Origin of the sequence: Corynebacterium sp. HMSC073B01 (genome assembly GCF_001838255.1) — a bacterium.
GTDB lineage: Bacteria > Actinomycetota > Actinomycetes > Mycobacteriales > Mycobacteriaceae > Corynebacterium > Corynebacterium jeikeium_D.
The window spans coordinates 81732-108600 of record NZ_KV836141.1 but is presented as its reverse complement, the minus strand read 5'-3'; the positions used below and the strand labels follow the sequence as shown (position 1 = coordinate 108600).

General features: G+C 56.3%; 22 protein-coding genes, 1 tRNA gene and 2 pseudogenes. 12 read left to right on the top strand and 13 right to left on the bottom strand.

Annotation, left to right across the window (positions count from 1 at the left end; all coding sequences use genetic code 11):
• Positions 1 to 97 precede the first annotated feature (97 nt).
• A tRNA-Ser gene (locus HMPREF2849_RS02495) sits at positions 98 to 182 on the bottom strand.
• A 197-nt stretch (positions 183 to 379) separates the two neighbouring features.
• Here HMPREF2849_RS02495 and HMPREF2849_RS02490 point away from each other — a divergent pair.
• A complete protein-coding gene (locus HMPREF2849_RS02490) occupies positions 380 to 1348 on the top strand; it encodes an NAD(P)H-quinone oxidoreductase (RefSeq protein WP_016421835.1) in 969 nt (322 codons plus the stop codon).
• A gap of 16 nt (positions 1349 to 1364) precedes the next feature.
• Here the strand turns inward: HMPREF2849_RS02490 and HMPREF2849_RS02485 are convergent, their stop codons facing one another.
• Positions 1365 to 2633 (bottom strand): aminotransferase class V-fold PLP-dependent enzyme, encoded by a 1269-nt coding sequence (locus tag HMPREF2849_RS02485; RefSeq protein WP_070862561.1) that lies wholly within the window; start codon positions 2631 to 2633, stop codon positions 1365 to 1367.
• A gap of 470 nt (positions 2634 to 3103) precedes the next feature.
• Here HMPREF2849_RS02485 and HMPREF2849_RS02480 point away from each other — a divergent pair, with 470 nt between their 5' ends.
• The 3 genes from HMPREF2849_RS02480 to HMPREF2849_RS02470 all read left to right on the top strand — a co-directional run bounded on the left by HMPREF2849_RS02480 (position 3104) and on the right by HMPREF2849_RS02470 (position 6163).
• Positions 3104 to 4072 carry a galactan export ABC transporter permease subunit Wzm/RfbD gene (locus tag HMPREF2849_RS02480; RefSeq protein WP_080969573.1) on the top strand — a complete coding sequence of 323 codons (969 nt, stop codon included), beginning with the start codon at positions 3104 to 3106 and terminating at the stop codon, positions 4070 to 4072.
• A gap of 46 nt (positions 4073 to 4118) precedes the next feature.
• Positions 4119 to 4901, top strand: a complete 783-nt coding sequence (locus tag HMPREF2849_RS02475; protein WP_005510871.1) for a galactan export ABC transporter ATP-binding subunit Wzt/RfbE — start codon at positions 4119 to 4121, stop codon at positions 4899 to 4901.
• A 155-nt stretch (positions 4902 to 5056) separates the two neighbouring features.
• The gene (locus HMPREF2849_RS02470; RefSeq protein ID WP_070429125.1) at positions 5057 to 6163 is read left to right on the top strand and encodes a glycosyltransferase; all 1107 of its coding nucleotides are present in this window, start codon (positions 5057 to 5059) and stop codon (positions 6161 to 6163) included.
• 363 nt (positions 6164 to 6526) lie between these two features.
• On the opposite strand, the gene HMPREF2849_RS02465 is transcribed toward HMPREF2849_RS02470, so the two are convergent.
• The 6 genes from HMPREF2849_RS02465 to HMPREF2849_RS02440 all read right to left on the bottom strand — a co-directional run bounded on the left by HMPREF2849_RS02465 (position 6527) and on the right by HMPREF2849_RS02440 (position 13252).
• Positions 6527 to 7669: an endonuclease domain-containing protein gene (locus tag HMPREF2849_RS02465; protein ID WP_246822087.1), complete on the bottom strand. Its 1143-nt coding sequence runs from the start codon at positions 7667 to 7669 to the stop codon at positions 6527 to 6529.
• 161 nt (positions 7670 to 7830) lie between these two features.
• Positions 7831 to 9033, bottom strand: coding sequence for a hypothetical protein (locus tag HMPREF2849_RS02460; protein ID WP_070862560.1), 1203 nt, complete (start codon positions 9031 to 9033; stop codon positions 7831 to 7833).
• A 10-nt stretch (positions 9034 to 9043) separates the two neighbouring features.
• Entirely contained in the window at positions 9044 to 10966 is a 1923-nt protein-coding gene (locus tag HMPREF2849_RS02455; protein WP_016421829.1) for a glycosyltransferase, read from the bottom strand.
• An 18-nt stretch (positions 10967 to 10984) separates the two neighbouring features.
• Positions 10985 to 11518 carry a GtrA family protein gene (locus tag HMPREF2849_RS02450; RefSeq protein WP_053093006.1) on the bottom strand — a complete coding sequence of 178 codons (534 nt, stop codon included), beginning with the start codon at positions 11516 to 11518 and terminating at the stop codon, positions 10985 to 10987.
• A gap of 78 nt (positions 11519 to 11596) precedes the next feature.
• On the bottom strand, positions 11597 to 12580 hold the full coding sequence (locus HMPREF2849_RS02445) for a hypothetical protein (RefSeq protein WP_070862559.1): 984 nt from the start codon (positions 12578 to 12580) through the stop codon (positions 11597 to 11599).
• A 51-nt stretch (positions 12581 to 12631) separates the two neighbouring features.
• A complete protein-coding gene (locus HMPREF2849_RS02440; RefSeq protein ID WP_070862558.1) occupies positions 12632 to 13252 on the bottom strand; it encodes a hypothetical protein in 621 nt (206 codons plus the stop codon).
• Between the two features lie 52 nt (positions 13253 to 13304).
• Here HMPREF2849_RS02440 and HMPREF2849_RS02435 point away from each other — a divergent pair, with 52 nt between their 5' ends.
• The 3 genes from HMPREF2849_RS02435 (at position 13305) to HMPREF2849_RS02425 (ending at position 15902) form a co-directional block, all read left to right on the top strand.
• Positions 13305 to 13532 carry a hypothetical protein gene (locus tag HMPREF2849_RS02435; protein WP_038627265.1) on the top strand — a complete coding sequence of 76 codons (228 nt, stop codon included), beginning with the start codon at positions 13305 to 13307 and terminating at the stop codon, positions 13530 to 13532.
• Positions 13533 to 13645: 113 nt separating this feature from the next.
• Positions 13646 to 15115 carry a decaprenylphosphoryl-beta-D-ribose oxidase gene (locus HMPREF2849_RS02430; protein ID WP_070607246.1) on the top strand — a complete coding sequence of 490 codons (1470 nt, stop codon included), beginning with the start codon at positions 13646 to 13648 and terminating at the stop codon, positions 15113 to 15115.
• A gap of 25 nt (positions 15116 to 15140) precedes the next feature.
• Positions 15141 to 15902 (top strand): decaprenylphospho-beta-D-erythro-pentofuranosid-2-ulose 2-reductase, encoded by a 762-nt coding sequence (locus HMPREF2849_RS02425; protein WP_038627263.1) that lies wholly within the window; start codon positions 15141 to 15143, stop codon positions 15900 to 15902.
• A 200-nt stretch (positions 15903 to 16102) separates the two neighbouring features.
• Here HMPREF2849_RS02425 and HMPREF2849_RS11520 read toward each other — a convergent pair.
• From HMPREF2849_RS11520 to HMPREF2849_RS02405, 5 genes and pseudogenes are all read right to left on the bottom strand, one after another.
• Positions 16103 to 16693, bottom strand: a pseudogene (locus HMPREF2849_RS11520) (ABC transporter ATP-binding protein); the annotation flags it as partial.
• Positions 16694 to 17058: 365 nt separating this feature from the next.
• Positions 17059 to 17545, bottom strand: a pseudogene (locus HMPREF2849_RS11515) (ATP-binding cassette domain-containing protein); the annotation flags it as partial.
• Between the two features lie 20 nt (positions 17546 to 17565).
• On the bottom strand, positions 17566 to 18357 hold the full coding sequence (locus HMPREF2849_RS02415) for an ABC transporter permease subunit (protein WP_070429118.1): 792 nt from the start codon (positions 18355 to 18357) through the stop codon (positions 17566 to 17568).
• On the bottom strand, positions 18354 to 19301 hold the full coding sequence (locus tag HMPREF2849_RS02410; protein WP_069359686.1) for an ABC transporter permease: 948 nt from the start codon (positions 19299 to 19301) through the stop codon (positions 18354 to 18356). The genes HMPREF2849_RS02415 and HMPREF2849_RS02410 overlap by 4 nt, the downstream gene beginning before the upstream one ends.
• A 1-nt stretch (position 19302) precedes the next feature.
• On the bottom strand, positions 19303 to 20835 hold the full coding sequence (locus tag HMPREF2849_RS02405) for an ABC transporter substrate-binding protein (RefSeq protein WP_035010183.1): 1533 nt from the start codon (positions 20833 to 20835) through the stop codon (positions 19303 to 19305).
• Between the two features lie 164 nt (positions 20836 to 20999).
• Here HMPREF2849_RS02405 and HMPREF2849_RS02400 point away from each other — a divergent pair, with 164 nt between their 5' ends.
• Genes HMPREF2849_RS02400 through HMPREF2849_RS02385 form a run of 5 tightly spaced genes read left to right on the top strand, consistent with a single transcriptional unit; the run spans position 21000 to position 26855 of the window.
• Positions 21000 to 21968 (top strand): TauD/TfdA family dioxygenase, encoded by a 969-nt coding sequence (locus HMPREF2849_RS02400; protein ID WP_069359687.1) that lies wholly within the window; start codon positions 21000 to 21002, stop codon positions 21966 to 21968.
• On the top strand, positions 21965 to 22957 hold the full coding sequence (locus tag HMPREF2849_RS02395; protein ID WP_070429116.1) for an ornithine cyclodeaminase: 993 nt from the start codon (positions 21965 to 21967) through the stop codon (positions 22955 to 22957). Before HMPREF2849_RS02400 ends, HMPREF2849_RS02395 begins: the two co-directional genes overlap by 4 nt.
• Entirely contained in the window at positions 22951 to 24339 is a 1389-nt protein-coding gene (locus tag HMPREF2849_RS10920; RefSeq protein WP_076772194.1) for an alanine racemase, read from the top strand. Before HMPREF2849_RS02395 ends, HMPREF2849_RS10920 begins: the two co-directional genes overlap by 7 nt.
• 18 nt (positions 24340 to 24357) lie before the next feature.
• Positions 24358 to 25419 (top strand): PLP-dependent cysteine synthase family protein, encoded by a 1062-nt coding sequence (locus HMPREF2849_RS02390; RefSeq protein WP_069359689.1) that lies wholly within the window; start codon positions 24358 to 24360, stop codon positions 25417 to 25419.
• Positions 25335 to 26855, top strand: a complete 1521-nt coding sequence (locus HMPREF2849_RS02385) for an MATE family efflux transporter (RefSeq protein WP_246817651.1) — start codon at positions 25335 to 25337, stop codon at positions 26853 to 26855. The genes HMPREF2849_RS02390 and HMPREF2849_RS02385 overlap by 85 nt, the downstream gene beginning before the upstream one ends.
• The last annotated feature ends 14 nt before the right edge of the window (positions 26856 to 26869 follow it).

Genomic DNA, 26869 nt, shown 5'->3' with positions numbered 1-26869 from the left:
TGAAAATCAGACACACTTTTTGTCACTTAACCCTACGCCAACTTTTAGGAGAAATGGAGAAACCCCCGGTAGAAGATCTACCGAGGGCTCCCAGCTGCGGAAGTAGAGGGATTTGAACCCCCGGAGGTGTGACCCTCGCTGGTTTTCAAGACCAGTGCATTCGGCCGCTCTGCCATACTTCCAACGCCAACATCATAACCGCATACCGCCGTAAGGCAGCAAACGCCCTCATAACACCCCTTGCCAGCACCTTTCGCAAGCCCTTCATCGGAAACCACACCCCAAGCATCCACCTCTACAGACATAACTATTTTTGCTAATTGCAAAAGAGCTTGAAATACCGCGTGCATAACCAGTTTTTGCATTACCTTTGAAGACTATGAAGGCAATCATTCAGACTGATCTTTCCAACCCCCGCGCCCTGGAATGGGCCGATGCTCCGGAACCGACTCTCGAGGATGGGCAGGTGCTGGTCAAGGTCAAGGCCGCTGGCGTAAACCGTGCTGACCTACTGCAGGCCGCTGGCCACTACCCGCCACCGAAAGGCGTGACCGACACTCTCGGCCTGGAGTGCGCGGGTGTCATTGAAGAGGTCAAGGGCGACTCTCAGGGCTGGAAAGTCGGCGACGAGGTCTGCTGCCTTCTCTCCGGTGGCGCTTACGCCGAAAAGGTCGCAGTCCCGGCCGGCCAGATTCTCCCACTGCCACATGGCTACTCATTCACCGAGGCCGCATCCGTCGTCGAGGTTGCCTGCACGGTGTTCTCGAATGTCGTGATGATTGCCGGCCCCAAGGAAGGCGACCTACTGCTGGTCCACGGTGGCGCGGGCGGCATCGGCACTTTCGCTATTCAGATGGCCAAGCGGCTCGGTGCTCGCGTCGCAGTCACCGCCGGTTCAGCGGAGAAGCTGGCTAAGTGCAAGGAGCTCGGCGCCGACATCCTCATCAATTACAAGGAAGAGGACTTCGAGGAGATCGTTGCAGCTGAGGGTGGCGCCAATGTCATTCTGGACATCATGGGCGCAAAGTACCTCGACCGAAACGTCAAGGCCCTGGCGAAGGACGGCCACCTGGTCATCATCGGCATGCAGGGCGGCGTTAAGGGAGAGCTCAACATCGGCCGCCTGCTGAGCAAGCGCGGCTCCATCACCGCCACCGGCCTGCGCTACCGCGATCTCGCTGACAAGGCTCGCATCGTCAACGCCACAGAGGACACCATCTGGCCAATGCTTGCCGACGGCACCGTCACCCCTCAAATTCATGAGGTCATGGATATGCGTGACGCAGCCAAGGCCCACGAGCTGCTCGACAGTGGCGCGGTCAGCGGCAAGATTGTGCTGACCGTCTAGTTAACCGGCTGCCTAGCTAACCGAGCGAGGCAACTGCGCGCACGAGCTGGTCAATGTCGTGCGGCGTATTGAACGGCTGGAGGCCAACTCCCACGGCGCCTCCAGCCTCATCGATGCCCATGGCCTCCAGCAGTGGCGATTCGTATGCATCAACAATGCTGGTCACCAGGCCATTATCCAGCAGCCTGTCCACAACCACCTTCGCCGACACCCCATCGACGAGGAAGCTAACGCGCGGAATGTGCTGTGCCCGCGACACACTCGCGAAAGAATCATCTTCGGTATCCATACCGATGATGTACACCCGAGGCAGGGTCATCAACGCTGCAATCAGGCGTTCCGACAACGTCGTCAAGTAGCGAGAAACCTGCGGCATCGCCGTTTCAATGCGATGCCTACGTGACCCCCTCGCCGTGCTATCCAGCGATGCCAGGTGCAGCACCGATTCCGACACTCCGCCGAGCAATGCCGGCGACACCGCGGAAACCTCGATCCGCTCGACGCCGCGCACATTCGGCACATAGCTTAACGACGTCATGCGCTCGAACATCTCGGGATCCTTGAACACCAATGCTGCGACCTCAGGCCCGCCCAGCACGGAGGCATCAACCAGCATGATGTCGGCGCCCAGCTTGCTCATCGACACATCGCGGTAGGCGACAATATCCGAAGCATCAACCAAAACCCAGGCGTTGGAGTGCTCATGCACCCGCCGAGAAATGTCAGCTACCGGGGCAATGGTGCCAATGAACGGATCCGCGGCCGGGACGACAACGAGGCGAGTGTGCTCGTCTACGAGCTCGTCGAACTGCCAGGACGGCAACGTACCCGAGGACAAGTCAGCCTCAGCAATGCGGACTTGAGCTCCGTAGAGATTGGCCGCTCGGCGTAGTGGCGCGTGTACGACCTGCGAACCAATGCGAGAAATCACCAGGTTAGAGCCGAGCGTCAAGCGTCGACTCATTGCGGACGTGAACTGCTCCATGAGCACCTCACGCGAAGATCCCAACACCACGCCGGCGACCGGGCCGCCAGTGAGGTCCGCAAAAGCCCGGCGCGCACTGGCGGTTAGTTCCGCTGCAGCGGGAACGCCCGAGCTGCGAGACTGGCCATGAGCCCCCGCCCCAGTCTCACCAGGAAGGGACTTCTGCGCATTGCGAAATGCAGAAATCATCGCAGCCTGGACACGCTCGGGCACCTGGGCGCGTTGACCCGCATTGAGGTATGTCCACCCGTCGGAAAGCGACGAGTAAGCACCCCTGGTTGTCGGCACATCGAAGGCCATGAAAACCCTTTCCCGGTTTCGAATTCAAGCTGCGATATCTATTTCAGAGTTAACTGTGCAATCACTCACGAATCGAGCGTTCATGCCCCGAACCGTGTATCGCTTGCACATCTTAGTTGGAGCCAATTCTATCGAAGCAACCCCATATAGGATAATCTTTATCCCTTTTTAGTAGTTGCTTAAAATTGGCCGAACTTTTCCTGCCTGTATCCATGCGCAAGCACTCCCGATGCGTGAACCTTATGCACCAGCCGCAGGCCAAAAACAGTTACAGCGGCGATTGTATGTAAGTTTTCCAGGGGCACATAACCAGTCACATAACCAACCGTGGAAACAGCCTCAGAAGCACCACGTCACCACCAAGGACGACCACCCCACGCGACGGTTGTTCGCCGTCACGACGTGGAATAATGGCTCGCCCGGTGCCGTCGGTATTCAATCTAAACCGCCCTAGCTAGTAGTTTGGAGACGTGACTAACGCAGAAAATGATCGCCAATCCGCAGCTGCAGCCGACCAGCCGGCCAATACTGTGCGCAATGGCTCCGCTATCCGCACGGAGGAAACTCTCCGTCGCGACATTGCGCGCATAACTGACGCAACGGGTGAGGCACCGGCTTTCAAGTCGCGTTCCCGCACCATGGGCGCTGCCTGGCAGGATCTGGTTACCGGCTTCGGCCAGCGTGAGCTGTGGCTGCAGCTGGGCTGGCAGGACATCAAGCAGCGCTACCGCCGCTCCACGCTTGGCCCACTGTGGATCACCATTGCCACCGGCGCCATGGCCCTGGCTCTCGGCCTGCTGTACTCGCTGCTGTTCCAGCAGGAGCTGGCGTTCTTCCTGCCACACGTGACCGTTGGCCTGATCATCTGGGGATTCATCTCCGGCTGCGTGCGCGAGGGCGCAACCGTCTTCATTGAAAACGAAGGCCTGATCAAACAGTTGCCCAGCGCGCTGAGCGTTCACGTCTACAGGCTGGTATGGCGGCAGCTGCTCTTCCTGGCCCACAACATGGTGATCTGGCTGATCCTCGTGCTGGTCTTCCGGCCGGATTTGGGCTGGAACTTCTTCCTGGTCATCCCCGCGATGGCGCTGCTGGTGGTCAACGGTGTGTGGGTGACGATGTTCTTCGGCATCATCGCTACGCGCTACCGCGACGTGGCACCACTGCTGGATTCCCTAATTCAGCTGGTGTTTTACATGACTCCGATTGTGTGGACCACCAAGACGCTGGAGGAACAGGGCGGTGCCGTCGCCGAACGCGCACGCATCGCAGAGATCAACCCGCTGTTCCACTACCTGGAAATCATCCGTGCCCCGCTAACCGGCGAGCCGGTGGATACCTACCACTGGTGGATTGTCCTCGCCTGCACCGCAGTCGGCCTGCTGCTGGCACTCGGGGCCATGCGCCTGTGGCGCTCCCGCGTGAGCTACTGGGTTTAGGCCGCAAAGGCCGTCGTAAAGCGAATAGAACTAGCAAGGGATAAGCATGGTCAGCATTGATACTTACAACGCGTGCGTTGACTTCCCCATTTTCGACGCCAAATCGCGGTCGATGAAGAAGGCGTTCCTCGGCGCCGCGGGTGGTGCGATTGGCCGCAATGACTCCAACGTCGTGGTCATTGAAGCGCTGAAGGACATCAACATCCATCTGCGCGAGGGCGACCGCGTCGGCTTGGTTGGCCACAACGGAGCGGGTAAGTCCACGCTGCTGCGACTACTGTCGGGAATCTATGAGCCCACGCGCGGTGCCGCCGATGTGCGCGGGCGTGTGGCTCCGGTGTTCGACCTCGGTGTCGGCATGGACCCGGAGATCTCCGGCCTGGAAAACATCATCATCCGTGGCCTGTTCCTGGGGCAGACGCGCAAGCAGATGAAATCCAAGCTCGACGAAATCGCAGAATTCACCGAACTCGGCGATTACCTGCACATGCCATTGCGCACTTACTCCACCGGTATGCGCGTGCGTTTGGCGCTCGGTGTGGTCACGTCCATTGAGCCGGAGATCCTGCTTCTCGACGAAGGCATCGGAGCCGTCGACGCCGCATTCATGGCGAAGGCCCGGACGAAGTTGACCGAATTGGTCGACCGCTCCGGTCTGCTGGTGTTTGCGTCGCACTCGAATGAATTCCTGGCGCAGCTGTGTGACACGGCACTGTGGATTGATCACGGTACGGTTCGACAGGCAGGGCTTGTCGACGAAGTGGTCGAAGCCTACGAAGGTAAAGAGGCCGCCGACCAGGTGCGCCGCGTGCTCGCGCAGCGACGGTAGCAGCTTCGCCGGGAGTCCGGGCGCAGTTCCCCATCGTGGCCGAGCGGACGGCTGGCGGGCGGCTGGCGGGCGGCACGGATGCTTGGAATTGCCCACCCGGAGCAACATGGCAAGATAGACAGCAATAAAAACAGTAATAAACGGTACTTCCCCCGATGGAGAACGAAGTGAGCGAAAACTCGGCTGACCACCCAAAGCACGATGAAGCAGCAACGGCCGCAATCGTGGTGACTCACAACCGCATCGAGGACCTGCGTCAATCGCTTCCCATCGTTGCCAGCCAGACCCACATGCCGAAGTGGCTCATCATCGTCGACAACGGCAACGACCCGAAGGTCAAGGAACTCGCCGAGCAGGTGGCGGCGCAGCAGTCGTCGGAAAGCGGATCGGCGCCGGAGATTCACTACGTCGGCTCCAAGACGAACCTGGGCGGCGCTGGTGGTTTCGCACTGGGTATGCTGACTGCGCTGTCGCTGGGCGCGGAGTGGATTTGGTGCGCCGATGATGACGGGCGCCCGGAGGACTCCTACGTGCTGAAGGCGCTGCACAGCTGCGCGCGACGTCACCAGCTCGACGCTGTCTCGCCGGTGGTCTGCGACATTAAGGCCCCGAACAAGCTGGCATTCCCCCTGCGCCGCGGGCTGGTGTGGCGCCGTCATCGCGAGGAGCTTTTCGAAAGCGGCATCAACCCCAAACTCCCGGAAGTACGCGACTCCGAGGGCACGAAGTGGTTCACCAATTTCGCAGATCAGAAGGCTGCTACCGGGCTCGAACTGCCTAGCGACCTCGAGACCATCGACGGCAACCACGATCTCCTGCCCGGCATCGCATCCCTGTTCAACGGCGCGCTGTTTAGCGCCCGCTCGCTGGAACAGCTCGGCGTTCCCGACTACCGCCTATTCATCCGCGGCGACGAGGTCGAATTCCACCGCCGCCTGGTCCGCTCCGGCCTCCGGTTCGGCACATGCTTGACGACGGCCTACCTGCACCCCTCCGGCTCGGGTGAATTTGTGCCCATTCTCGGCGGCAAGATGCACACGCAGTACCCGACCAACGACTTCAAGCGCTACTTCACCTACCGCAACCGCGGCTACCTGATGAGCCAGCCCGGCATGCGCAAGCTCATGCCACAGGAGTTCCTGCGCTTCGGCTGGTTTTTCCTGGTCCAGCGTCGCGATGTCCGCGGCTTCTACCGCTGGTTCAAGCTACTGAAGCAGGGGCGCGCGGAGAACTTCGAGCGCTTCGATCCAAAGTCGAAGTAGTTCGGGCTGGCGTTGCGGCTGGTGGGGCTGAGGCTGTGGCGCTGGCCTGCATATTTGATCTCGCCCGGGTCGTGTAGTCCGCATTTCGAGTGCTCAGTGCGCAAAAGTGTTACCTAACCCCTGGTTCCCTTCTCCTCCACTGACATATCGATGAGGTATTCACTCATCGATGCGCTACAGCCTGCGCATAAGTGAATAGTCCTACGATAAGTGCGCGGGCCAGGCCAACAGCGTGGCCATAAGTCCTGAAAAGTCATCGACAAGTGGCGGAAAGTTGGCCATAAGTCGCTGGAAATCCGAGCCAGTCCGCTCGAAATCGTTCCAAGTCCGGTGAGCACAATTGCAACAGGTCAGCAGCTGAACTTAGCCTGAGTCGCGCGAGGCCGGTGCATTTTCCAGAAGCTGCAAACGCTGCTTACGCTCCTGGATTCTGGACTCACGGAGCTGCCGATCTTTATACGGGACAGTGGCTTGACGAAAACGCCCAACTTCGGACGAAAATACCAATCCACCTGCCTGAATGCGCTGCCTCTGCCGAATAGCGAACTGTCGCAAGACCTCCACGCAGTCCCCATTAATGACCTGTGACCATTGGAAGCGGAGTACATCTAAGTGGAGGTTTCGCAGACGCTTCTCGCGAGCTTGCTCTTTCAGAAGCACAGTCTCCGTAGCTGCTACCCCGCCACCGGAATACTTAGTCAGCCCATCGAACTCAATGATCAAATTCAGATGAGGCACATAAAAATCGACGCGCCCAATGAATCCTTCACTGTCATAGAACTCGACTTGCTGCATGAGCACGCATTTTTCGTCGTAAAGCGTGGCAATTCCTGAGTCGATTATGCATTTCTTTGTGATCGACTCACCGATGGTTTCGCTGTGTTCGCTGGCAGTTCGAAGTAGCTCGCGGGCGCGACGGGTCCCCGGCGAACGTGGGTAATTTGTGAAGACTGTACGCAATTCTTCGAGGTCACACCACTGTCGTAGTGCGGTGTCAACGATGATTGGCCCGTTTTCGGACTCGGCGGTGCGGCAAATATCGATGACGGTTTTCGGCACATCGGTAACGCAGCGCCCACCAATGCGAACGATGTCTTGTTCGAGGATTTTGCCACCGACATGGCGCAATCCGCCGCCAGGTCGGCGCAGGCCGGAATTGGCAAGCGCGATTGTGGCATTTCGAACAAGCAACGGGATGCCATGCAACGCAGCGGCTGCTTCGCCCGTAATGATTGTCCCGGAACCTGGCTTGACCAGTGCCTTTATCTGCAGTTGAAAACGTTCGAATGCTGACAGCGCATTCCAGCGAGAGCACTCGATGTAGGTGCCGTGCGCCAGTCTGAGCAGGGATTTATCTCGAATATTTGTGCTTTCGACGTGGCCGTGCAGATTATCCAGCTCTGACGTGGCACTGACGTATTCACAAGGATGCTTGATTTGCTTCTGCGCAGCCGCATGGATGAGGCCATCGGAATCGTAATTCCAGGTAGGCATTGGTTTAGGCACGCTCCCCGAGGTCGGCTACAGGAATTCACGCATGGAATTAGTGCCTTCATTTATGACCGACTCCGTGAAAATTGGCAGCGGAAAAGCCGCCGAATTGCACTTATCTGTGGACAATTTGGCGGCTGTGGATAACTAGCTGCGGACACCCAGCTGTCGCTTACTTAATACTTGGCGCCGTCCTCAACTGCGAGACCGAACGGAATGCCGGTGTCTGACGGCCAGTACTTCTCGTCAGCTGAGAAGCTAATCGTTGCCCTTTCCCCATCGCTGTGGCGATTTGGGTTAATCACAACATGGTCAATAGTGCGTGTCTCAGTTTCATTACTTCCTGCAAGCGTTGCTGTCACTTCAGTTGGCTGGTCGAGAACCAGAATCGCAAATTGTCGATTGTCGGCAGTATGGGGGTTGGGATCCTCACGCTGCTGATAAGCGAGAACCTCGGCTCGGTTCTGGAAAACCTTCACGGTACCGGTTACGGTCTGCTGGCCGCTGGTTCCATTGCTCGACCCCTGCGGACTAGAACCCGAAGCCCCAGACTGCGAACCCGAGCCCGAGTCCGAGTTCGAACCCGACCCCGAAGCCTGCTGCCCCGCCGTCGGATTCGGGCCACCGTTGCCACCGTTACCACCATCAGCGCCAGTACCATTCGAGCCCGAGCCCGGCGCGCAGTCATTACCAGCAGCAATGGCCTCGACGACATCCAGGTTGTCAACCGGAATCCAGTTAAACTGTTCGAACTCCCCAGAACCCGGATTCGCAGGCGTTTCCACCAGCTCATTGCCCTGGCGCGTCACCAGCAAATCTTCCTGATTACGTCCGCCTCTCTCTGCAGAAAACGAGAACATACCCGGCTGACCAGTAGCTCGCTGAAGAGCGCGACGTACACCGCCCACAGAAGTCACGCCGTCATGGTAGGAATTCTGAAACTGAATTTCCTGACCATTTTCGTCAACGCCGTAGACACCAATCGCATCAATTTCGGCGCTCATCGCACTTGTGCCATAGTTCAACACCAGCTCGGGCACGCACCCATCATCAAGATGCACGAGCGCATATTTCATCGCCCCACCAGGACTAACTTCTCCGACAAAAGTCTGCAGTGGCGCCGGGTTCGCCAGCACCTGCTTGTACACAACGACGGCCTTCTCCGCCTGCGCCTGCACCTGCGCATCGCCATTTTCGCTTGACGACGACACACTGCCCTCAGCAGCCGCCGAATCGCCACCTCGATCCCCAGAAACCTGGAGGAAAAGGAACAGAGCCAGCAACAGGATAATCAACACCAGCAGCACCAAGATGGTGATGAGCTGTTTGCGGGTTTTGTCATCTGAGCTAGTCGAAGGCGTGGGTGTGTGCGTGGTCATGATTGAAGAACTACTCGCCTTGGAAGAACTTTTCCCAGTTGTCTTCGCTGGTCAAAGATGGCACGGCGGCACGCCACTGCTTCGCAAGGTCGTCCCACTTGGAGGACAGTTCGCGCATGAGGCTGATGGTCTCGGCGCGCATGGACTTTTCCTTATCCAGGTCGCGGACCAGGTGACGCACACCGTTCTGGGAGGCATCGGTGACCCAGACGTCGTCGAAGGTGGAAATGTGCCACCAGAAGGAGTCCTCGAAGGCCACAGCCACCGGCCCCGGGCGCTTCTTACCCATCTGGGTGTACGCAAGCCGCTTTGCCATCGTCTTGTTTTCGCTGGAGATCTCGTGTGACGGCGGACGAACTGGGGTCAGACCACCCGGCATCTCGTGCATCGGCAGCAGCTCGGTCTCCGGGAAGTTCTTTCGACCAGCAGAAATGCGAGCGAAGTCGCCCTGCGATGCGTTCTTCAGCACCTCCGGGCCACGTAGCAGGTCACGAACAGCTTCCATCTGCGTCCAGGCCAGGCCGTAGCGCATGGAGACCAGGTTCGAGAGGATTCGTCGTGAAGCGACGTTGACCATGTCCTTTGCGGTGACATCGCCGTGCATGGTGGCGGCGATAAGCGAGTTGCGCAGGCCGAAGTACTGGGCGGCGTTTTCGATGTCCTTCCAGTAGAAATCGGCGTGCCAGACGGCGGCGCCCGGAATGGTGTCGGTCGGGTAGCCGGCCTTGGCGGCGCGGAAACCGTAGTCGATGTCGTCGTACTGGAAGAACAGCGGCAACGCCAGGCCAATCTTCTTAATGACCTCGGACGGCACCAGGCAGGTCCACCAGGCGTTGTAGTCAACGCCCAGGCGACGCAGCTGGTGGTACTTGCGCACATCCACGTCGGCGTAACCGAACTTGGGGTCGTTCTCCTCGACGGTCAGCGCCTTCCAGTTGTAGGTCTCGCCGGTACGGAAGAGGCTGGTCGGGTTGAACAGGAAGAGCATCTGCGCGCCGAGCAGCATCGGCTTTTCCGCGCATACGGCCAGGGCGGATAGGCGCAGGGTGGTTTCGGGCTCGGGGCGGATGTCGTCGTCGGTAAGCAGAACCATGCAGTCGCCCGCAGCGGTGGCGTCGCGCATGCCGCGGGAGAAACCGCCGGCGCCGCCGAGGTTTGGCTGGTGGACAACGTTCAGGCGCTCGCCGAGGATCTCCTTGGCCTGGATGAAGTCGGCTTCGTCAGCCGGGTGCTGTTCGCCCTGGTCAACGACGCGGATGGTGCGAACGCGCTCAAGGGCTGGCAAATCCTCAGCCAGCGTGGCGACGGTTCGAGCACAGTCAACCGGTCGGTTGTAAGAACAAATGACCAGGTCAGTCGGAATATCGCGCTTGATAGCCGACTTGGGCACAACATAGCGGACATCGGAAATCTTTGCGCCTGCGTCCTCGGTGTCGAAGCGCAGGTGAATGGCACCGCCATCGGCGAAGCGGTCCAGCGGAACGGTCAGGCGCACCTCTTCATTTGCAGAGCCCGACATCGGCGAGTGCTCACCGGTCCAGTTGCCGTCGGCATCCGAGCCGCCCGCTGCCCAGGAGTCCTCCAAGCGAAGGTGGCCCCCAATATCTTCGGTGTAGGCCAGCACACGCGCGGAACCGACCACGCGCGCACGGATTTCGACCTGCTTAATTGAGGTCCAGCGCTGCCAGTAAGAAGCTCGGAAGCGACCGAAGTAGGTGTCAGTGCGCACCACGGTGTGGCGACCGAGCGTGATCGAGTTACGGGTGGCCTGCACCGAGCTGTCGTAGGCGCCAACGCCTTCGACTCGGTAGTACAAATCCGGCTCCACCCAGTCTGCGGGCGGAGCAAACAGCACGCGCTGAATAGTCAGCATGTCAACATCGGTTTCGGCGGTCAGCTGAGTGGATTCCTTATTAGAAGCAGTCGAAGTCACGTCCCCCAGCGTATCGCGCTATTTCACACGGAAGATGAATACACGCTGAATGATGAAGTTAATTACCGTCGCAACGCCCTGTGCGACGACGAATGCGCCGAACTGTGCCCACTGCGCGTTCCAATCCCAGGCCTCGACAAGCCAGGGCTGCAACACATTAAAGATGCCGACCTGTGTGGCGTAAGTAATCAAGTACAGCACCGCAACTGCCAGCACCTTCTTCGCCGAGGACTTCGACTTGAAGGTCCAGCGGCTGTTAATGATGTACGCCGTAATCGTGCCGAAAACCCAGCCGACCGTCTTACCCCAGAAGTTGGTCGCCCCGAAGGCGTTGAGCATGATAAACGTCAGGCCGAAGTCCACCACCGCCGCGATGACGCCGGAGATGATAAAGCGCATCATCTGCACTTTCAGTCCGTGCTCGTCCTTGGTCTCCGTCGCCATTGGCACTGCGGCCGAGTCCTCTACGACAAAACCGTTTTCGTGGGAGCCGTTTCCGAGCTTGCCGTTGTCGCGGTTCGGGTTTTCATTTGCTGTTTCATTCGCTGACACGCCTAGGAATTCTAGGCCACCGGCCAGCTAACAAACAGCCAGCGCGAACATAAACAGGCAATAAAGAGGAGAAAAGAACTAACGCCGCAGCGCCTCACGCAGCAGATCCAGCCGCTCCACCGGCGAGAGCGCATCCTCCCCAGCTAGCCCCAACGCGCTCATCTCCGCCCAGCTAGCCGCCGCCAATTCCTCAACGTCCTCGCCGGATAGCGGGATGCCCTCGTCGCTCTCCCAGCCGAGGCGCTCCATGACATGCGCCGCCACATCATGCCGTAGCTCATCCGAGGTCAGCGCCGCCAAGCACAGCAGCTCCACCAATGCCGCATCGTGCCCGGCTGGGTCTTTCTCGGCGTCCTCTATAGGCAATGCGCGCAATCGCTTAACGACGCTCTCCCCCGCCTCCCCGGTCAATTCCAGCGCGGTTGCTTCCGACCTCTGCAGGTCCAGAGCCTGTAACAGGGGCACGAATTCAAACACCCCCGACCTCTCGATGATGTCCACGATATCGGCACGAGCGGTGGCCAGCGTATTTTGAATAGAGTCCCGTCCGGTCAATTCCCTATTGATTGCGGCAATATCTACCGGCTCCTCCGCGTCCACATCTCCCAGTGCGCGGATAGAGCCCGAGCCACCGATACACAGGGCATCCGGGGTGGCCTCATCGCGGGCAAAAGCTTCTCTGACCTGCAAGGTATGTTCCCACAAGCCCCACTGCCAGATAAGGGTATCGCCGGGACTTTGCAGCACCTCGGCAACTGTGGTGGATAAGGGAACATCGACGACTTCGCCCGCTGCGGGTCTGCCGCCAGTCACCAGCTGCGCCACAGACTCCACCGCAGAGCCGGGCAAATGGAACTTCGTCGGCACGCTTTCGTCGCCCCACCCAAAGATGACCGCTAACACGCGGGACAGGCTTCGCAGATCCATCTGGTCATTGACCCCGAAGACGCGGTGGGCACTGCACGGTTCTTCCTCTAAAGAGGCACCGATAATGAGCGTGGCCGGTTCCGTGGCCACGCGAACGCCTGGGAAGGCGACTACGTTATCGGTCTGTGCTGCCATACTTCACAGCGTACGCAGGAAAAACAAGGTGGCCTGGATAGCAAAAACTCGCTACAATGCGCGCGTTTTTACCAGCGGAATCTGGCGCGGCTCCGCACCCCACGGCTCTACCAAGTACTTGCGACGCAGGCGCTGCGACTCCACCGCGGTCCACTGCGCCACCAGCTCTTCTACCCCGCGGGCAAGCCCCAGCACCGGCCCTGCGACTTCTTCGCCTACATGCGGAAAATCAATAACCTCTACGTCGTTGACCTTGGGGAACCGCGGCTCCGTCAGATTTCCCTTGCCGGGCTTGGCCTTCTCTTCCTTCGCGGCAGCACGCAGCTGTCCGATGTGGTCACGAATGCCGGCCACGGATGCCGTCAGGTCAATCACCGTGGCCCCTGCCTGTTCAATCGCATGCGATAGCAGGTCCGCCCCCTCAGCGCTCTCTGCACTCTCTGCCGCAGCGTCACCGTCACCATCGCCCGCGGTCACAGACGCAACAAAGCAACCGGTGAGCAGATTGGTGGCGGTCTCCAGGGCTCCGTCGGCAAGCGGATCCACCAGCCATGCACCCGACAACCTCTCGCCTGCAAAGGACGGCGAGAGCTCCACATGCCAAATGACAACGGGCGATGTGGAACTACATACGGCAAGGGTCTGCGGAGCAGCAGCAGGCGTGGAAGTCATGAGGTTGATGGTATCGCGAGTGGCGGATTCGAAGCGGGGTAGCCTTTATCGCATGTTCGACTTTTTTAAGAAGAAGCCGCGCGAAACCATCAACATGGCCGCCGAGTACACCAACACCCCGCTGTCGAACCAGATGGTCATGCTGTTCGCCGAGGAACTGCCCATCCTCGACAGCACAGAGCGCGCACAGGTCTACCGCGCACTCGAGGCCTACGACGGCCCGCAGATCACCTCGCAGGAAATGCTGCCGGAAGAGATCCGAAAAATTATGGATCTATAGTCTCTCCGTACATTTCACTCGCTTTCCGACGGCCCGTGCGCGGCCTCAAGCGTGACCAACACCTCGGAGCGTCACGGGCGACGGAGCCGGTGCAAAGGGGTAGCCTAGCCTTGATGTCCACTAACACTAACGGCAAGTCCAGCACCGATGCTTCGAACGGTGCCTACGGAGCCGTACACACAGAAGCCAGGACCCTGACCGGTTGGGGTCGTACCGCCCCCGCTAAGTCCCAGGTGCTGTCGACGCCGGACTTGGATGAAATCGTTAACGCCGTCAAGGCTGTCGCAGACCAGAACTCCGACAAGCCTGCCCACCTGCGCCGCGGTGTAATTGCCCGCGGTATGGGCCGCTCTTACGGCGACCCCGCCCAGAACTCGGGCGGTCTGGTCATCGACATGCAGAAGCTCAACAAGATTCACTCCATTGACCAGGAGTCGGCGATTGTTGATGTCGACGGCGGTGTCACGCTGGACCAGCTGATGAAGGCCGCACTGCCCTACGGCCTGTGGGTGCCGGTGCTGCCGGGAACTCGCCAGGTCACTATCGGTGGTGCCATTGGTCCGGATATTCACGGTAAGAACCACCACTCTGCAGGTTCCTTCGGCAACCACGTGCTGTCGATGGAGCTGCTGGTCGCTGACGGCCGTATCCTGCACCTCGAGCCGGAGGGCTCTGCAGATGACCCGGACGGCAAGTTGTTCTGGGCAACTGTCGGCGGCATGGGCCTGACCGGCATTATTGTCCGCGCTCGGATCAAGATGACCAAGACCGAGACGGCCTACTTCATCGCTGATACGGACCGCACGAATAACCTCGACGAGACCGTGGCATTCCACTCCGATGGCTCGGAGCACAACTACACGTACTCCTCCGCGTGGTTCGACGTCATCTCCCCGGAGCCAAAGCTGGGCCGTTCCACTATTTCCCGCGGTTCGCTGGCAACCTTGGCGCAGCTGGAGGAATTCGCCCCGAAGCTGGCCAAGGATCCGTTGAAGTTCAACGCTCCGCAGCTGATGACGGTTCCGGATATCTTCCCGAACTTCACCATGAATAAGCTTTCCCTCATGGCTATCGGTGAGGCCTACTACCTCATGGGCGCCCCGGCGCGTAACCAGGTCAAAAACCTCACCCAGTTCTACCAGCCGCTGGATCTCATCGGCGAGTGGAACCGTGGCTACGGCTCCAACGGCTTCCTGCAGTACCAGTTCGTGGTACCGACCGACGCCGTCGAGCCTTTCAAGGACATCATCCGGGACATGCAGCGCTCCGGCCACTACTCCGCGCTCAACGTGTTCAAGCTCTTTGGCCCCGGCAACAAGGCCCCACTGTCCTACCCGATGCCGGGTTGGAACGTCTGCGTGGACTTCCCGATCAAGCCGGGTCTGGGCGCCTTCCTCGATGATCTGGATAAGCGCGTCATGGAGTTCGGCGGCCGCCTCTACCTGGCCAAGGAATCGCGCACTTCCGCCGCTAACTTCCACCAGATGTACCCCGAGATGCAGAGCTGGCTGAACACCCGCAACGAGATCGACCCGCACGGTGTCTTCGCCTCTGACATGTCGCGTCGACTGGAACTGCACTAAAAGAACCGAGAGGATTTAAGCCCCAATGATTAATGCTGTAGGCGCTGCCCAGTCCATCCTGCTGCTCGGCGGCACTAGTGAAATCGGCCTGGCTATTACCGCCGAGTTCCTGAAGAAGGGCCCGGCCAAGGTCATCCTGGCTTCCCTGCCCAACGATCCACTGCGCGAGGCCTCCGCTGAGAAGATGAAGGCCGCCGGCGCTTCCGAGGTGGTCACCCTCGACTTCGACGCAACGGACTTCGACTCCCACCCGGAGGTCGTCGAGAAGGCATTTGCCGACGGCGACGTGGATATCTGCATCGTCGCGTTTGGCATGCTTGGCGACGCCGAGGAGCTCTGGCAGAACCAGCGCAAGGCCGTCCTGGCTGCGAACATCAACTACACCGGCGCGGTGTCGATGGGTGTTCTGGTTGGTCAGAAGTTCAAGGCGCAGGGTCACGGCCAGTTCATTGCCATGTCCTCCGTTGCTGGTGAGCGCGTGCGTCGCTCCAACTTTGTCTACGGTTCCACCAAGGCCGGCCTGGATGGTTTCTACCTGAACCTGGGTGAGGCCCTGGAGGAGTACGGCGTCAAGACCCTGGTTATCCGCCCGGGTCAGGTCCGTACCCGTATGTCCGCTGACGTGGACGAGGCTCCGTTGACCGTGAACAAGGAAGATGTCGCCAAGCTCGCAGTGAAATCCGTCGAGGCCGGTAAGACCCTGGTCTGGGCTCCGCCGGCATTCCAGCTAGTGATGATGGTGCTGAAGCACATCCCGCGCCCGATCTTCAAGAAGCTGCCGATTTAAGACTCGAACAGCAGAGCTTTTACAGGGTATTTCCGCGCTGACTCTCAAGTTTCTTGCATCCGTTTCGATAAAACCCCAGGGCTGTTTTCTGAGGAGGGCGAGAAGTGCAAGAAACTTGAGAGTTTCTTGCACTTAGGCCCCTTTTCATCCTTGACCCCACTTTTAGCGCCTGGGCTCAGACAACCAAGCGTGTATTGGTCTCAACCCACAGCTGCAGTTCCAATTGGGATAACCGTGGAGCAATACGATTGCAGCAGCTCATCATCGTGACTGACTAGAACTATGCCCATTCCCTCGCTGTTGAGTTCTTGCAGAACGCTCATCACTTTGGTCGCTGCTTGATAATCAAGCGCAGAGGTAATTTCATCGCAGAGCAGGAGCTTTGGGCGCACGGCTAGAGCACGTGCGATTGCAACACGCTGCCTCTGCCCTCCAGAGAGTCCACTTGGCTTACGCTGTGCGAGCTGCTTATCGATACCGACTTTATCGAGCAAATCTATTGCCGCTCGGCGTGCGTCACGGCGTCCCCTTACCGACACCCGGGCTGCACGCGCTACGGCATCGAGCGCGGTCATTTTCGGGTTCAACGTAGAGGCAGGATCCTGCGGAACTATCTGCATCATCAAACGATTCTTCCGTGGCCATGTACGCTTAGCTTCACGAGTTACACCAGCACATTCAATCTCACCCGACTCTGCGTGGTTTAGCCCGATTAGGCACCGAAGTAGTGTCGACTTTCCGCTTCCCGACGGTCCCTTGACCCCAACCATAGTGCCACGCTGTACAGCGAAAGAGAGGCCCTGAAAAAGAGTCACGCGTTCATTATTCACGCAGCTCAGGTTGGAAACTCTTAAGACTGGAGACGCGCCCGCCCCTGCCCCCGCCCCCGGCATAGATTCACCAATCGAGGCTTTGGAGAGTTCTGTGACCTGGATGTCTTTCGTTACTGAACGCGGGCTGTGGCCAGAAGTCGTCTCTACACTCTGGCGTTCCACGCGCTGGGTGATCGAATCGCTTTTTTCCGTTCCATTCCCGACAGCCGCGACCGAGTCAATGCAAATCGCAAGCTTAGGAACCTGGTGGGCGGTGAAAATGACCGTAACGCCACTATCCGCGATGCCTCTTAGCAGATGAGCGATTACCGTCGAAGTATCGGAGTCAAGGCCGGCGAAGGGCTCATCAAGAGCGATGGCTTCAGGCGAACGCGATAGTGCCCGAGCCAGTGCCACCCGTCGCTGCTGTCCACCAGAAAGCTGGTGAATACGTCGGGAAGCAATGCTGGCTGGAAGATCTACACGCTGCAGCAACGCTGCAACGTCGGCCGCTGGAGCTAGCTCCCGGAGCATCCGGGCTACTGACATCAATGGTGGCAACTCGGCGCCCGGATCCTGTCCTACGAAAGCAATGTGCTCACGGCGAAAATGAGCTAATTCACATGATGGAAGCTCCAGCGGGTTTACATCTCGCCACTCACTGGACTCGACAGAAACCCCACCAATTACTTCCGATCTCTCCGGTACCGCACCAATCAATGCCTTTAAAAGTGAGGTCTTCCCGGAGCCGCTCACCCCAGTTAAAACCGTAATCTCACCCGCTCGGGCAGTGAGCACTGTGCGGGGTAGGATAACGTGCCCGCTTTGCATCACGGAAATATCTACATCAATCACGAGCTCGGCACATCCTTCGGTTCCTTCTGCCTCCCATTAATCAGGGCCACTACAGCAATCGATGTCGCTGCCAACGCGGCGGCTGGTGCAAGTACTGACCAGGGGTTCAGTGATATTCCACTCGCGTTATCCCGCACCATCGCTGACCATGCAAACTCACCGAGGCTTCTCCCGACCCCAAGGAAGCTCGCCGTAGCCAGCACATACAGCGCTTCGATAATGCGAAGACTCCATACCGAACGAAGTACTGCGGAAATATTGGGAATGATGTCCCGCAAGATTATCGAGACGGTCGATACGCCACTGCCCAGCGCAGCCTGAACATAACCAGCGTTAGCAACGGGATAGGTGGCGGCGGCGACCACACGGGCAGCATAAGGCGTACCCACCACAACCGAAACACCAATAAGCGCTGGTAGCCCACCATTGGGATACAAGACTGCAGTTAAAAGCAAAAGAATTACTGCGGGCACCAAGATGGTGACATCCGCCACTGCTTCAATAAAGAAGCCCAGTTTTGGCTTTAGCGACCCCAAGATACCGAATAGAGCGCCAAATGCCGTGGTCAAAGAACCGACGATAATTGCAGTTACGACCAAGGACCGGCCACCGACAAGCACTGCAGCGCCCACGCTTCTCCCCAGGTGTTCTGTTCCTAGGAAACCCTCCTCGTTACCGTTAGCGAAGGGCACGCCATGCGCCGACAGTTCAATGCCAAACAAACCAGCAGCGACCGGTCCGCCTAACACTAGGGCGATAAAGGCCCCCGCTAAAAACCTTCGAATCATAGTTGCACCTTCGGGGTGAATGCGACTTTTATTGCATCTGCCACAGTCAGCAACACCAATATGATCGCCCCTGTTACAGCAAGTACGGCAAGAATCACCGAGATATCCCGTTGCGCGACTGCATTAGACACCAAAAGCCCCACTCCAGGATGGTTAAATAACGCTTCGACTGTGACTGTCCCTGCTATCAAAACACCTGCTGTTGTAGCCATTGAAGTAGCAAATGTCGGTGCGGATAGCGGCAGGATATGTCGAAGTGCCAGCTGATTTCCCACGATTCCGTTTAGCTCAGCATTGCGGACCGCAGTGTTGTGAGAAGCATCCTCGAACGCTGCGAAAAGCATTCTCGAATTCCAGGCCGCCTGAGGAATTACCAGCGCCATAACCGGTAATGCGTACATACTTATCTGGGTTGGCAAGCCTTCCGCGGTAATAGTGACCGCGGGAAACCAACCAAGCCAGAGAGAGAATACCGCTACCAGAAACACACCAACGACAAACTCTGGTAGCGCAATTAATGCCACTGTCGATCGGTCAATAATGTGCGAAATCCAGGGTCTTTCAGCACGTGAAGCCCAAAAAATGGCGATTGCTACCGAAAGAACAGCAGTGACTAAAAATGCCATACCAGTTGTTGCCAGCGTCACAGGCAGCGCTGAACTCAGCAGATTAATAATCGGTACTCCGTTTACGGAAGTACCAAAGTCGCCCGCAAACGCACTTCCCAGCCAGCTCAGGAAGCGGGCCATAAGCGGCTTATCAAGATTCAGGTTTCTTTCTAGCGCTGCCAGAGCTTCCGGGGTCCGGTTTGCGCCCAAGATTGCGGAGGCAGCATTACCGGGCAGCCAATCAATCGCTACAAAAACAAGTCCGAGAACTGCGAAAAGTAAGCCTCCACGAATTATCAGCCGAGGAATAAGCCAACGCGCGATTTCCGCTGGCACACTAAGCCTTCTGGACGGTTTCAAGAAGGACACGACCATAGCCTGGAGCCTTAGGCAGACCACTCAAATTAGCTCTCGCAATATCGACTCCGTCAGATGCACCCCAGACCAGATACCCGGATCGCTCGAACTCAATCTTCTGCAGCTGGCGGCTTAGCTGGTTAATTCTCTCAGTATCGGTGCTTTCCAGTACCTGATCATAGATCTCGTTGAATTCAGCATCATCAAATGCGGTCTCATTAGAGGCCGCGTCACCGTCGAGAACCTTCCCAGCGAAGAAGAGCACAGAATCATTAGTTCCCCAATAGCCACAATATAGGTCTGCCTTGGTCCATGTCTCGTCGTAGAAAGTACCCGAATCCTGCTCCACTACATTGAGAGTCATGCCGATTTCTTTCACCTGATCAGCGATAACCTTCATCGCCTCTACTTGACCCGGAGCCTCAGGGGTAACGTACAAATCATACGTTTTCTCAAGGTCAAAATCTGCCTCTTGGAGGAGATTCTTCGCTTTCACAACGTCACGCTTACGCACTAACGAAGAATCCAGGTTCGAATCTGCCGTTCCAAGAATGTCGTTTGCAGGGGTTCCATAACCGGAGAGAGCTCGTTGGATGATTTGCTCCCGATCAACTGCAAGGCGCAGCGCCTGACGAACTTTCACATCTGAGAAAGGCCCATCTGAGGTACGCATGATTAGTGGAATAACCGAGTCATTCATCCGGCGCACAATCTTTATATCTTCATTTCCTTCGACGGATCGGGCCGCAATAGGACCCGCAGCTTGAGCTAAGTCAATTTGCCCGGACAACAGCGCATTAGTCATTGCGGTGGAGTCTTCAAATGGAATGACATGGACCTCAGCAACTCCTGCTACTGTTCCGTGATAGTTATCGAAACGCTTGAGCTTAGCAGAACCATTTTCCCAACTGACCAGCTGGAACGGCCCCGATCCAATGGGCTTTTCAGCAGAGGAACCCTTCTTCATCACGAAGGTCATCAATCGCGCAAGCATCGGAAGCTGTGAATTCGGTTCCGCAGTTTCCATCACAACGACGTTGGCTCCAGCAGCACGAATGCTATCAGGCATCACTGGAAGCCGGAATGAGTTTTCCTCATCCGAAAGCATCTTCTTCAACGACCACACGACATCTTCAGATGTGACCGAGGAACCATCATGGAAGGTAGCACCGTCGGCAATCATAAATTCCCACTCAGTCGGATTATTCTGTTTCCATTCCTGCATCAGGCGTGGCACTACAGTTTCTTTCTCGCCCGGCACCGTCAGAGCCTCCCAGATCAGGGAGCTAATAAGCATATCTGAATCATTAGGCAAAAGCTGGTAAGGGTCTCGTTGAGCGCTTGCCGCTTTCCCGAGAGCCCCAACACGCAGCACATTAACGTTTTCGACTTCATCCCCACTGGCAGCCCCATCCCCTGCCGTCGACTCTCGTGACGTACACGCCGTCAGAAAAGTGCCTGTCCCAATAACTGCCATTGCAGCGAGGAATTGGCGTCGAGAAAAATTGGTCATGATGGTTCCTTAATCTCTAAGAAAGACTGCCCACAGGAGAAAAGACATAGCTAACAACTACAGCAGCAGTAAAGCTTAGGCAAGCCTACTAACGAAATTCTTTTAAGAATAATTACCTAGGTCACCCTTTGCAGCATAGGCTACCCCCACCTAATCTCTCTGTCATGCAGCATTTGCACCTGAGCCAAGAACTCTCACACAGGATCGTTAAAGCTGCCGACGAACTGGCTGCGACACAGAAGATTAGCTCTCCCGACTCGTACAATGCCATCAATCATCTTTTGACTGATGAGCTGGAGGAACTGAAAGAACTAATTCTGCTCTCCCCTACTGCCCATGCCACTTCCATCCATGGACTTCCCTTCCCTGCAGTTCACGGACCTACCCCAGCCACGTGGCAGGAATGCGTTGGCAAGGTCCGAACCTGGAGATTCGTTCTTGCGATCATCGCTAGCGCTGTCGGTCGCCCATTCGGATGGTTCGGACAGCAGAAAGGCCGTATCACCACAGACTTGGTGCCGACCCGCAGCCAGGAGAACCAGCAAGTTGGCGCCAGCAGCAACACCACATTGACTCTGCACACAGAAGATGCTTTTCATCCGCGGCGCGCGACGCACTTCGCTTTATTTGGTCTTCGTAACCCCAAAAATGTCGGCACTACGCTGGCCCCCATCGATGAAGCATGGCATCTACTCGATGTAGATTCGAAAAAAATTCTAACCGGGGACGGAGCCATCATTATTCCAGATGCATCTTACGGTGATTACGAATATGCAGCTCCTACTGCCATGACATCAATCTGGAAAACTGATGGCAATTTAGGCATGCGGTTTGACCCCGCCTACACAGACAAAAATTCTGGAACCTTACAGTGGTGGGAGGCATTTGAGAAGCTTCAACAGGCTCTTCACACTGTCACCTATACGGTGCCTATAAAGCCAGGTCAGATGGTCATCATCAACAATGACCGATGCGCCCACGGACGAGTACCTTTCGTAGCCAACTACGACGGGACCGACCGCTGGATGCTACGCATCAACATTATGGGAACCAAAAACACACGCCCCATCAATGAAATCAACGAACCCGGCTACGGCCAACACATCCGATTTATGGATGGTGAAATCCTATGAAACAGCGAACTAACCTGACCGTCCTCAGCAGATCAGAACTAGCTCAAATAAAAATTTCACCCGAGTCCGTACTCGAGTCGGTGAAATCCGCTCTCATCGAGCTCGACCAGCCAGGAACTCTGTGCCCAGGGAAAATCAAAGTTGAAGTACCTGAAAGCGTGAGTTACTCGATGGTCGGCAGAAGTCGTTCTTCAAATTCCGTCGGATTCAAGACTTCCTATACCCATTGGAGCAAAACTCACCAACAAAGCGCCAGGGATAGAAGCTATTACACGACCCTCACACTGTACGACGATTCCAGCGGATATCCTATTGCACTTCTCGACGGCGCTGCGGCAGGAACTCTCAGAACCCCGGCAGTCTCAGCGCTGTTGGCACAGTATGCTGGTGCAATTCCTCAGAGCGCTCTCATCATCGGTTCGGGAACCCAAGGACAAAACGCAGCCCCTTTTCTCCTTGAAACCTTTGAAACATTAAACACGATTTATCTCGCCGGCAGCCACAGCGTGGGACTAGAGAAAGGCGCCAAGATTGCATCAACAGCAGCAGTGAAGCTTGGCCGAAAAATAAAAATCAAGATTGTAGACGATCCTACAACTGTGAGTTCAAACTGTGATCTCATTATCGGGGCCGCTGGACCTGAGACTCGTTGTACTGTCACAGCATCCGATATTCCCCGGCACGCAACCGTCGTTGTTGTGGGCTACGGAATCGCCCCTGATATCTGTCATCAAGCGAGCAGAGTCATCACGACGAGTATCGAACAGATGAATGTTACCGGTCGCGATTACGCTGACACCGATGGTCGGTTGCCGAATGTCCATGCCGAACTATCCGATTTGCTCCGCAAAGGGCGCAAACTGCCTCGTATTGACGAAACTACGTTTTGCTATAACAGCGGACTAGTTCTAACCGATATCGCTGTCGGCCAAATCCTCGCCAAGGAAGGTCTTAAGCAGGGATTCGGGACGGAGATATCCCTGTGGTAAGTGCCATATCATGCAAGATTGATGTTCCAAGCTGGCAAACGGCTCTGATTGGCTCAGGGAAACTTGACTTCATTGCTGAGCTTTCCGACACCCCTTTTCATGTCCTTTGCCCAAACCAATTTGCTCAAACACTTTCAGCCTGGCATACAACCGCTAAGGAAGTCGGCATTAAATTCGGTATTCGATTTGGCAAAAAGGCAAATAAGTCCGCGCACTTCAGTCGCGAGATAGCACTGAGTGCTCTTCGTGGTTTCGACAGTGGAATCGATGTCGCCAGCGTAGAAGAGTTCCAATCATCTCTGGCCGCTGGTGTACCAGGAAATAAATTAATCATTACTGGTGCTACACCGAGTCGAGAACTTATCCATTTGGCAGTTTGCCACGATGCAACTCTAACTATTTCCAATGAAGTAGATTCAAGAATAATTTCCCAATTTGTCGACGAAATCGATACGCCTAATCAGCTCCGAGTTCTTCTCCGGATTGCGAACCAAACCCCCTCCACACGGTTTGGTATGAGCATCGATACCGCCTTGTCTCTAACCGCTCGTCTTAGCCAAGGCCGTGCCAACATCGAAATTACCGGCCTAAGTTTCCACTGCAACGGTTATGACCTCCACGAGAGGATAAACATGTCGCATCTGGCAATCGACACCCTACTCAAGGTGCGCTCCCTGTCTCCACGGGCCGACACTATTTCCATTGGAGGTGGATTTCCCACAAGCTCAGTCGAGTATGGAGTCTGGCGAAACCTACAATCTCGACTAAAAAACGAAATGTTCATAGATTCGGATAAACCTAAAGACCAATATCCGTTCGGATCACCTTTATCCGGACAATACTCACTACGGTTTATAGCTAATCAACATCGCCCACTGACACGTCGAGATATGGAGTCCACTCGACGCAGCTCGGACTCCATGGCTCAGCGCGCTCATCGTCACAACATAAAGATTTTGGCAGAGCCTGGACGGTCTTTATGCCAGTTCGCGGGTGCTAGTTTCTTTCCTGTTCTTTCGTGTCACGCATTGCCCAATGCTGCACGGACAGTAACTGTCGTACGTGGAACTAGTCTCAGCCTCTCAGAGCAATGGTTCAACTCGGAGTATTATCCGGACCCATACCTTGTGCGTAACGGAGTCATTATCGACTCGGGAGTAGCTACCGCAACAGCAGTTTCCGGATCAACGTGCTTAGACAGCGATTATCTCAGCAAAAGAATGATTCAACTCCCCGACAGGCCTCGACCTGGAGATTTCCTAGTCTATCCCGACACAGCCGGGTATCAAATGGACTCGAACGAGTCTGCTTTCCACGGATATCGGATTCCTCAGAAATACGCCTTTAATCCTGTCACCATGACCATCACGGAAGATCGCTAGAACAGAGGCCAAATAAAGATGCCAAAAAGAATTTATACGCAGATGTCTCAACTCATTGGCAATACTCCTCTGTTCGAGCTTGTCTGTACTCCCCAGAAAAGTCGCGTTTTGCTTAAGCTCGAGCAATTCAACCCAACTGGAAGTGCGAAAATCCGGATGGCCCAGTCGATGATTAAGGCGGCAGAGCAGGATAACCGACTACAAGAGCATGGCACTATCGTTGAATCGACTTCCGGTAATACTGGACAGGGCTTAGCACTTCTTGCACTTGAGCGCGGATACGACTTCGTAGCAGTCGTCGATAATCATTCTTGTAAAGATAAATTGAACTCCATGCGTGCAATGAATGCACAGATGTGCTTCGTTTCCAATCAAGATGACGATTCGCTCGCCACATCGGCTAGAGAAAACCATGCTGAGGAGCTCAGCAAACAACACGGCTGGGTATTCATGAAGCAGCACGACAATGTTGCAAATTCAATGGGTTATTACCCTGCAGCTGATGAAATTTTGAATGATCTCGGAGCAAGTCCATCTCATATCATCAGTGCTGTAGGCACAGGTGGAAGTCTCTTTGGAGTTACTGAACGTCTCCATCAATTGGGACACCGTCCCACTATTATAGGCGTCGAACCGGAAGGTTCCATTGCATTCGGTGCTCCTGGACACGACTATTGGCAATCTGGAACGGGCACCCCCGAAGGTGCAGTTATCGGCACTTCGGTTCGCTACGACTTACTCGACTACGGAGCAAAGGTATCCGACAAGGCAGCTTTCGCTGCATGTCGGGCGATCGCAAAGCATACGGGACTTCTACTGGGAGGATCTGCCGGTGGAGCCGTAGTGGCAGCCCTCGAGCTCCTACCGAGCTTTCCCGCTGGTTCTACATCATTGACCATGGTGTGCGATGGAGGGGAAAAGTATCTAGATACCGTGTTCAACGATGAGTGGATGGCCGAACGCGATTTGCTCGATGTAGCTCTCGAGTCCAAAATTTGGGAACAAGTTATGTCATTGCGCGCTGGGGAAAGCCCAATTTCGCTAAATTCAACACGAGTTTCATGGTCGAAGGAAAAGTAGTGCCCGGAGCTACCTCTCAGAAACTAAACCGCCAGATTTTGGCGTTGTCTCTTCCCCTTGCCGGCACACAGCTTGCGAATATCGCAATTTCAACCACCGACACTTTCATGATGGGCCAACTTAGCCTCGGGGCTCTTGCTGGCGGAGGTTTGGCAGTTGTGTGGTTTAACCAGATACGCACAATGGCCGTGGGCCTATTAACACCGCTGGGCAATAGAATTGCGTCGGCTCATTCACTCTACGAAAGCAAATCTCGCGAGCGAGCGGACTCCGAACTATCTGCCGCTACGCTGCAACGCGAAATTCGCAACCTCTCACGCACCGGCTGGCTATTAGCAACTGTCAGCGGTCTAGTGGGAGCACTGGTTCTGATGGCGATTGCCTACGCCCTACCGTTTTTCGGCCAGTCCGCTGAGATTAGTTCCGCAGCCACTTCCATGATGTGGTTGCTCGCGCCAGGTCTTGTTCCTTGTTTGTGGTTCCAAGTCTCCCGTCAGTTTTGTGTAGGCCTCGGCAAACCAAAATCTCTACTGCACATCACCGTGGCGATGATTGTAGTGAATGCAGCATTGAACTACGCACTCGGTTTCGGGTTCGGGCCTATTCCTGCATTGGGGCTGCTAGGTATTGGACTGTCCACCACACTGGTTCATTTATTGTCGGCCCTAATTTACCTGCGAATCACCATCCGAGATCCCGACCTCTCAACTTTTCTTGCCCTCGATTTCTGGAGTGCCGACAGAGACACGATGCACGGAAGGCTCCGTCACCTCGTCCGCACTCAGCTTCGTCTGGGGCTTCCAGTCTCAGCAACCTACGGAGCCGAAGCGGGCATGTTTTCTGTGCTGGCGATGGTCATGGGATCCTTTGGCACAGAAGCACTCGCAGCGCACAACGTCGTCTATCAAATAACCTTTATTGTTTTCCAGATTGGTGTTGGGTTCTCCCACGGCAGCTCTATTCTTGTGAGTCGCGCTTGGGGTCTGAATGACAACTCCCTTGCACGCCAAGTCGGCATTCGAACTCAAACGATGATGGCTGCCATCGTTGCTGTTGCTTCCGTCAGCTTTCTTTGCGCTCCCCGCCTCGTACTTTCCCCATTTATAAACAGCTCCGAGAAATCCAATGCCACCGAGACATTAAGCATCGCATTGGGGTTGTTGGCTATTGGCGCAGTGATGGAATTTGTCGATACTGCACAAAACATAGCTATCGGTCTCCTGCGCGGGATTAGCGACACCACTACTGGTTTGAAGGCATCCCTCACTGGTTATTGGATTATAGGTTTGCCAGCTGCTTTAATACTTGCTTTTCCCATCGGTCTAGGGCCTCACGGGGTGTGGTGGGGATTGGTCATCGGGCTTGCCAGTTCTTCAATAATCCTTTGGAGAGCTTTCCTTCTCGCGACGCGTAAAGACCTTACCGTGAAACTCTAAAGAACTCGTCCCTC

Bases quoted from the DNA above. Each gene is read 5' to 3' on its own strand.
- HMPREF2849_RS02490 (WP_016421835.1), top strand. From the start codon at position 380: ATGAAGGCAATCATTCAGACTGATCTTTCCAACCCCCGCGCCCTGGAA.
- HMPREF2849_RS02485 (WP_070862561.1), bottom strand. From the start codon at position 2,633: ATGGCCTTCGATGTGCCGACAACCAGGGGTGCTTACTCGTCGCTTTCC.
- HMPREF2849_RS02475 (WP_005510871.1), top strand. From the start codon at position 4,119: ATGGTCAGCATTGATACTTACAACGCGTGCGTTGACTTCCCCATTTTC.
- HMPREF2849_RS02470 (WP_070429125.1), top strand. From the start codon at position 5,057: ATGGAGAACGAAGTGAGCGAAAACTCGGCTGACCACCCAAAGCACGAT.
- HMPREF2849_RS02460 (WP_070862560.1), bottom strand. From the start codon at position 9,033: ATGACCACGCACACACCCACGCCTTCGACTAGCTCAGATGACAAAACC.
- HMPREF2849_RS02445 (WP_070862559.1), bottom strand. From the start codon at position 12,580: ATGGCAGCACAGACCGATAACGTAGTCGCCTTCCCAGGCGTTCGCGTG.
- HMPREF2849_RS02440 (WP_070862558.1), bottom strand. From the start codon at position 13,252: ATGACTTCCACGCCTGCTGCTGCTCCGCAGACCCTTGCCGTATGTAGT.
- HMPREF2849_RS02435 (WP_038627265.1), top strand. From the start codon at position 13,305: ATGTTCGACTTTTTTAAGAAGAAGCCGCGCGAAACCATCAACATGGCC.
- HMPREF2849_RS02430 (WP_070607246.1), top strand. From the start codon at position 13,646: ATGTCCACTAACACTAACGGCAAGTCCAGCACCGATGCTTCGAACGGT.
- HMPREF2849_RS02425 (WP_038627263.1), top strand. From the start codon at position 15,141: ATGATTAATGCTGTAGGCGCTGCCCAGTCCATCCTGCTGCTCGGCGGC.
- HMPREF2849_RS02415 (WP_070429118.1), bottom strand. From the start codon at position 18,357: ATGATTCGAAGGTTTTTAGCGGGGGCCTTTATCGCCCTAGTGTTAGGC.
- HMPREF2849_RS02405 (WP_035010183.1), bottom strand. From the start codon at position 20,835: ATGACCAATTTTTCTCGACGCCAATTCCTCGCTGCAATGGCAGTTATT.
- HMPREF2849_RS02400 (WP_069359687.1), top strand. From the start codon at position 21,000: ATGCAGCATTTGCACCTGAGCCAAGAACTCTCACACAGGATCGTTAAA.
- HMPREF2849_RS02395 (WP_070429116.1), top strand. From the start codon at position 21,965: ATGAAACAGCGAACTAACCTGACCGTCCTCAGCAGATCAGAACTAGCT.
- HMPREF2849_RS02390 (WP_069359689.1), top strand. From the start codon at position 24,358: ATGCCAAAAAGAATTTATACGCAGATGTCTCAACTCATTGGCAATACT.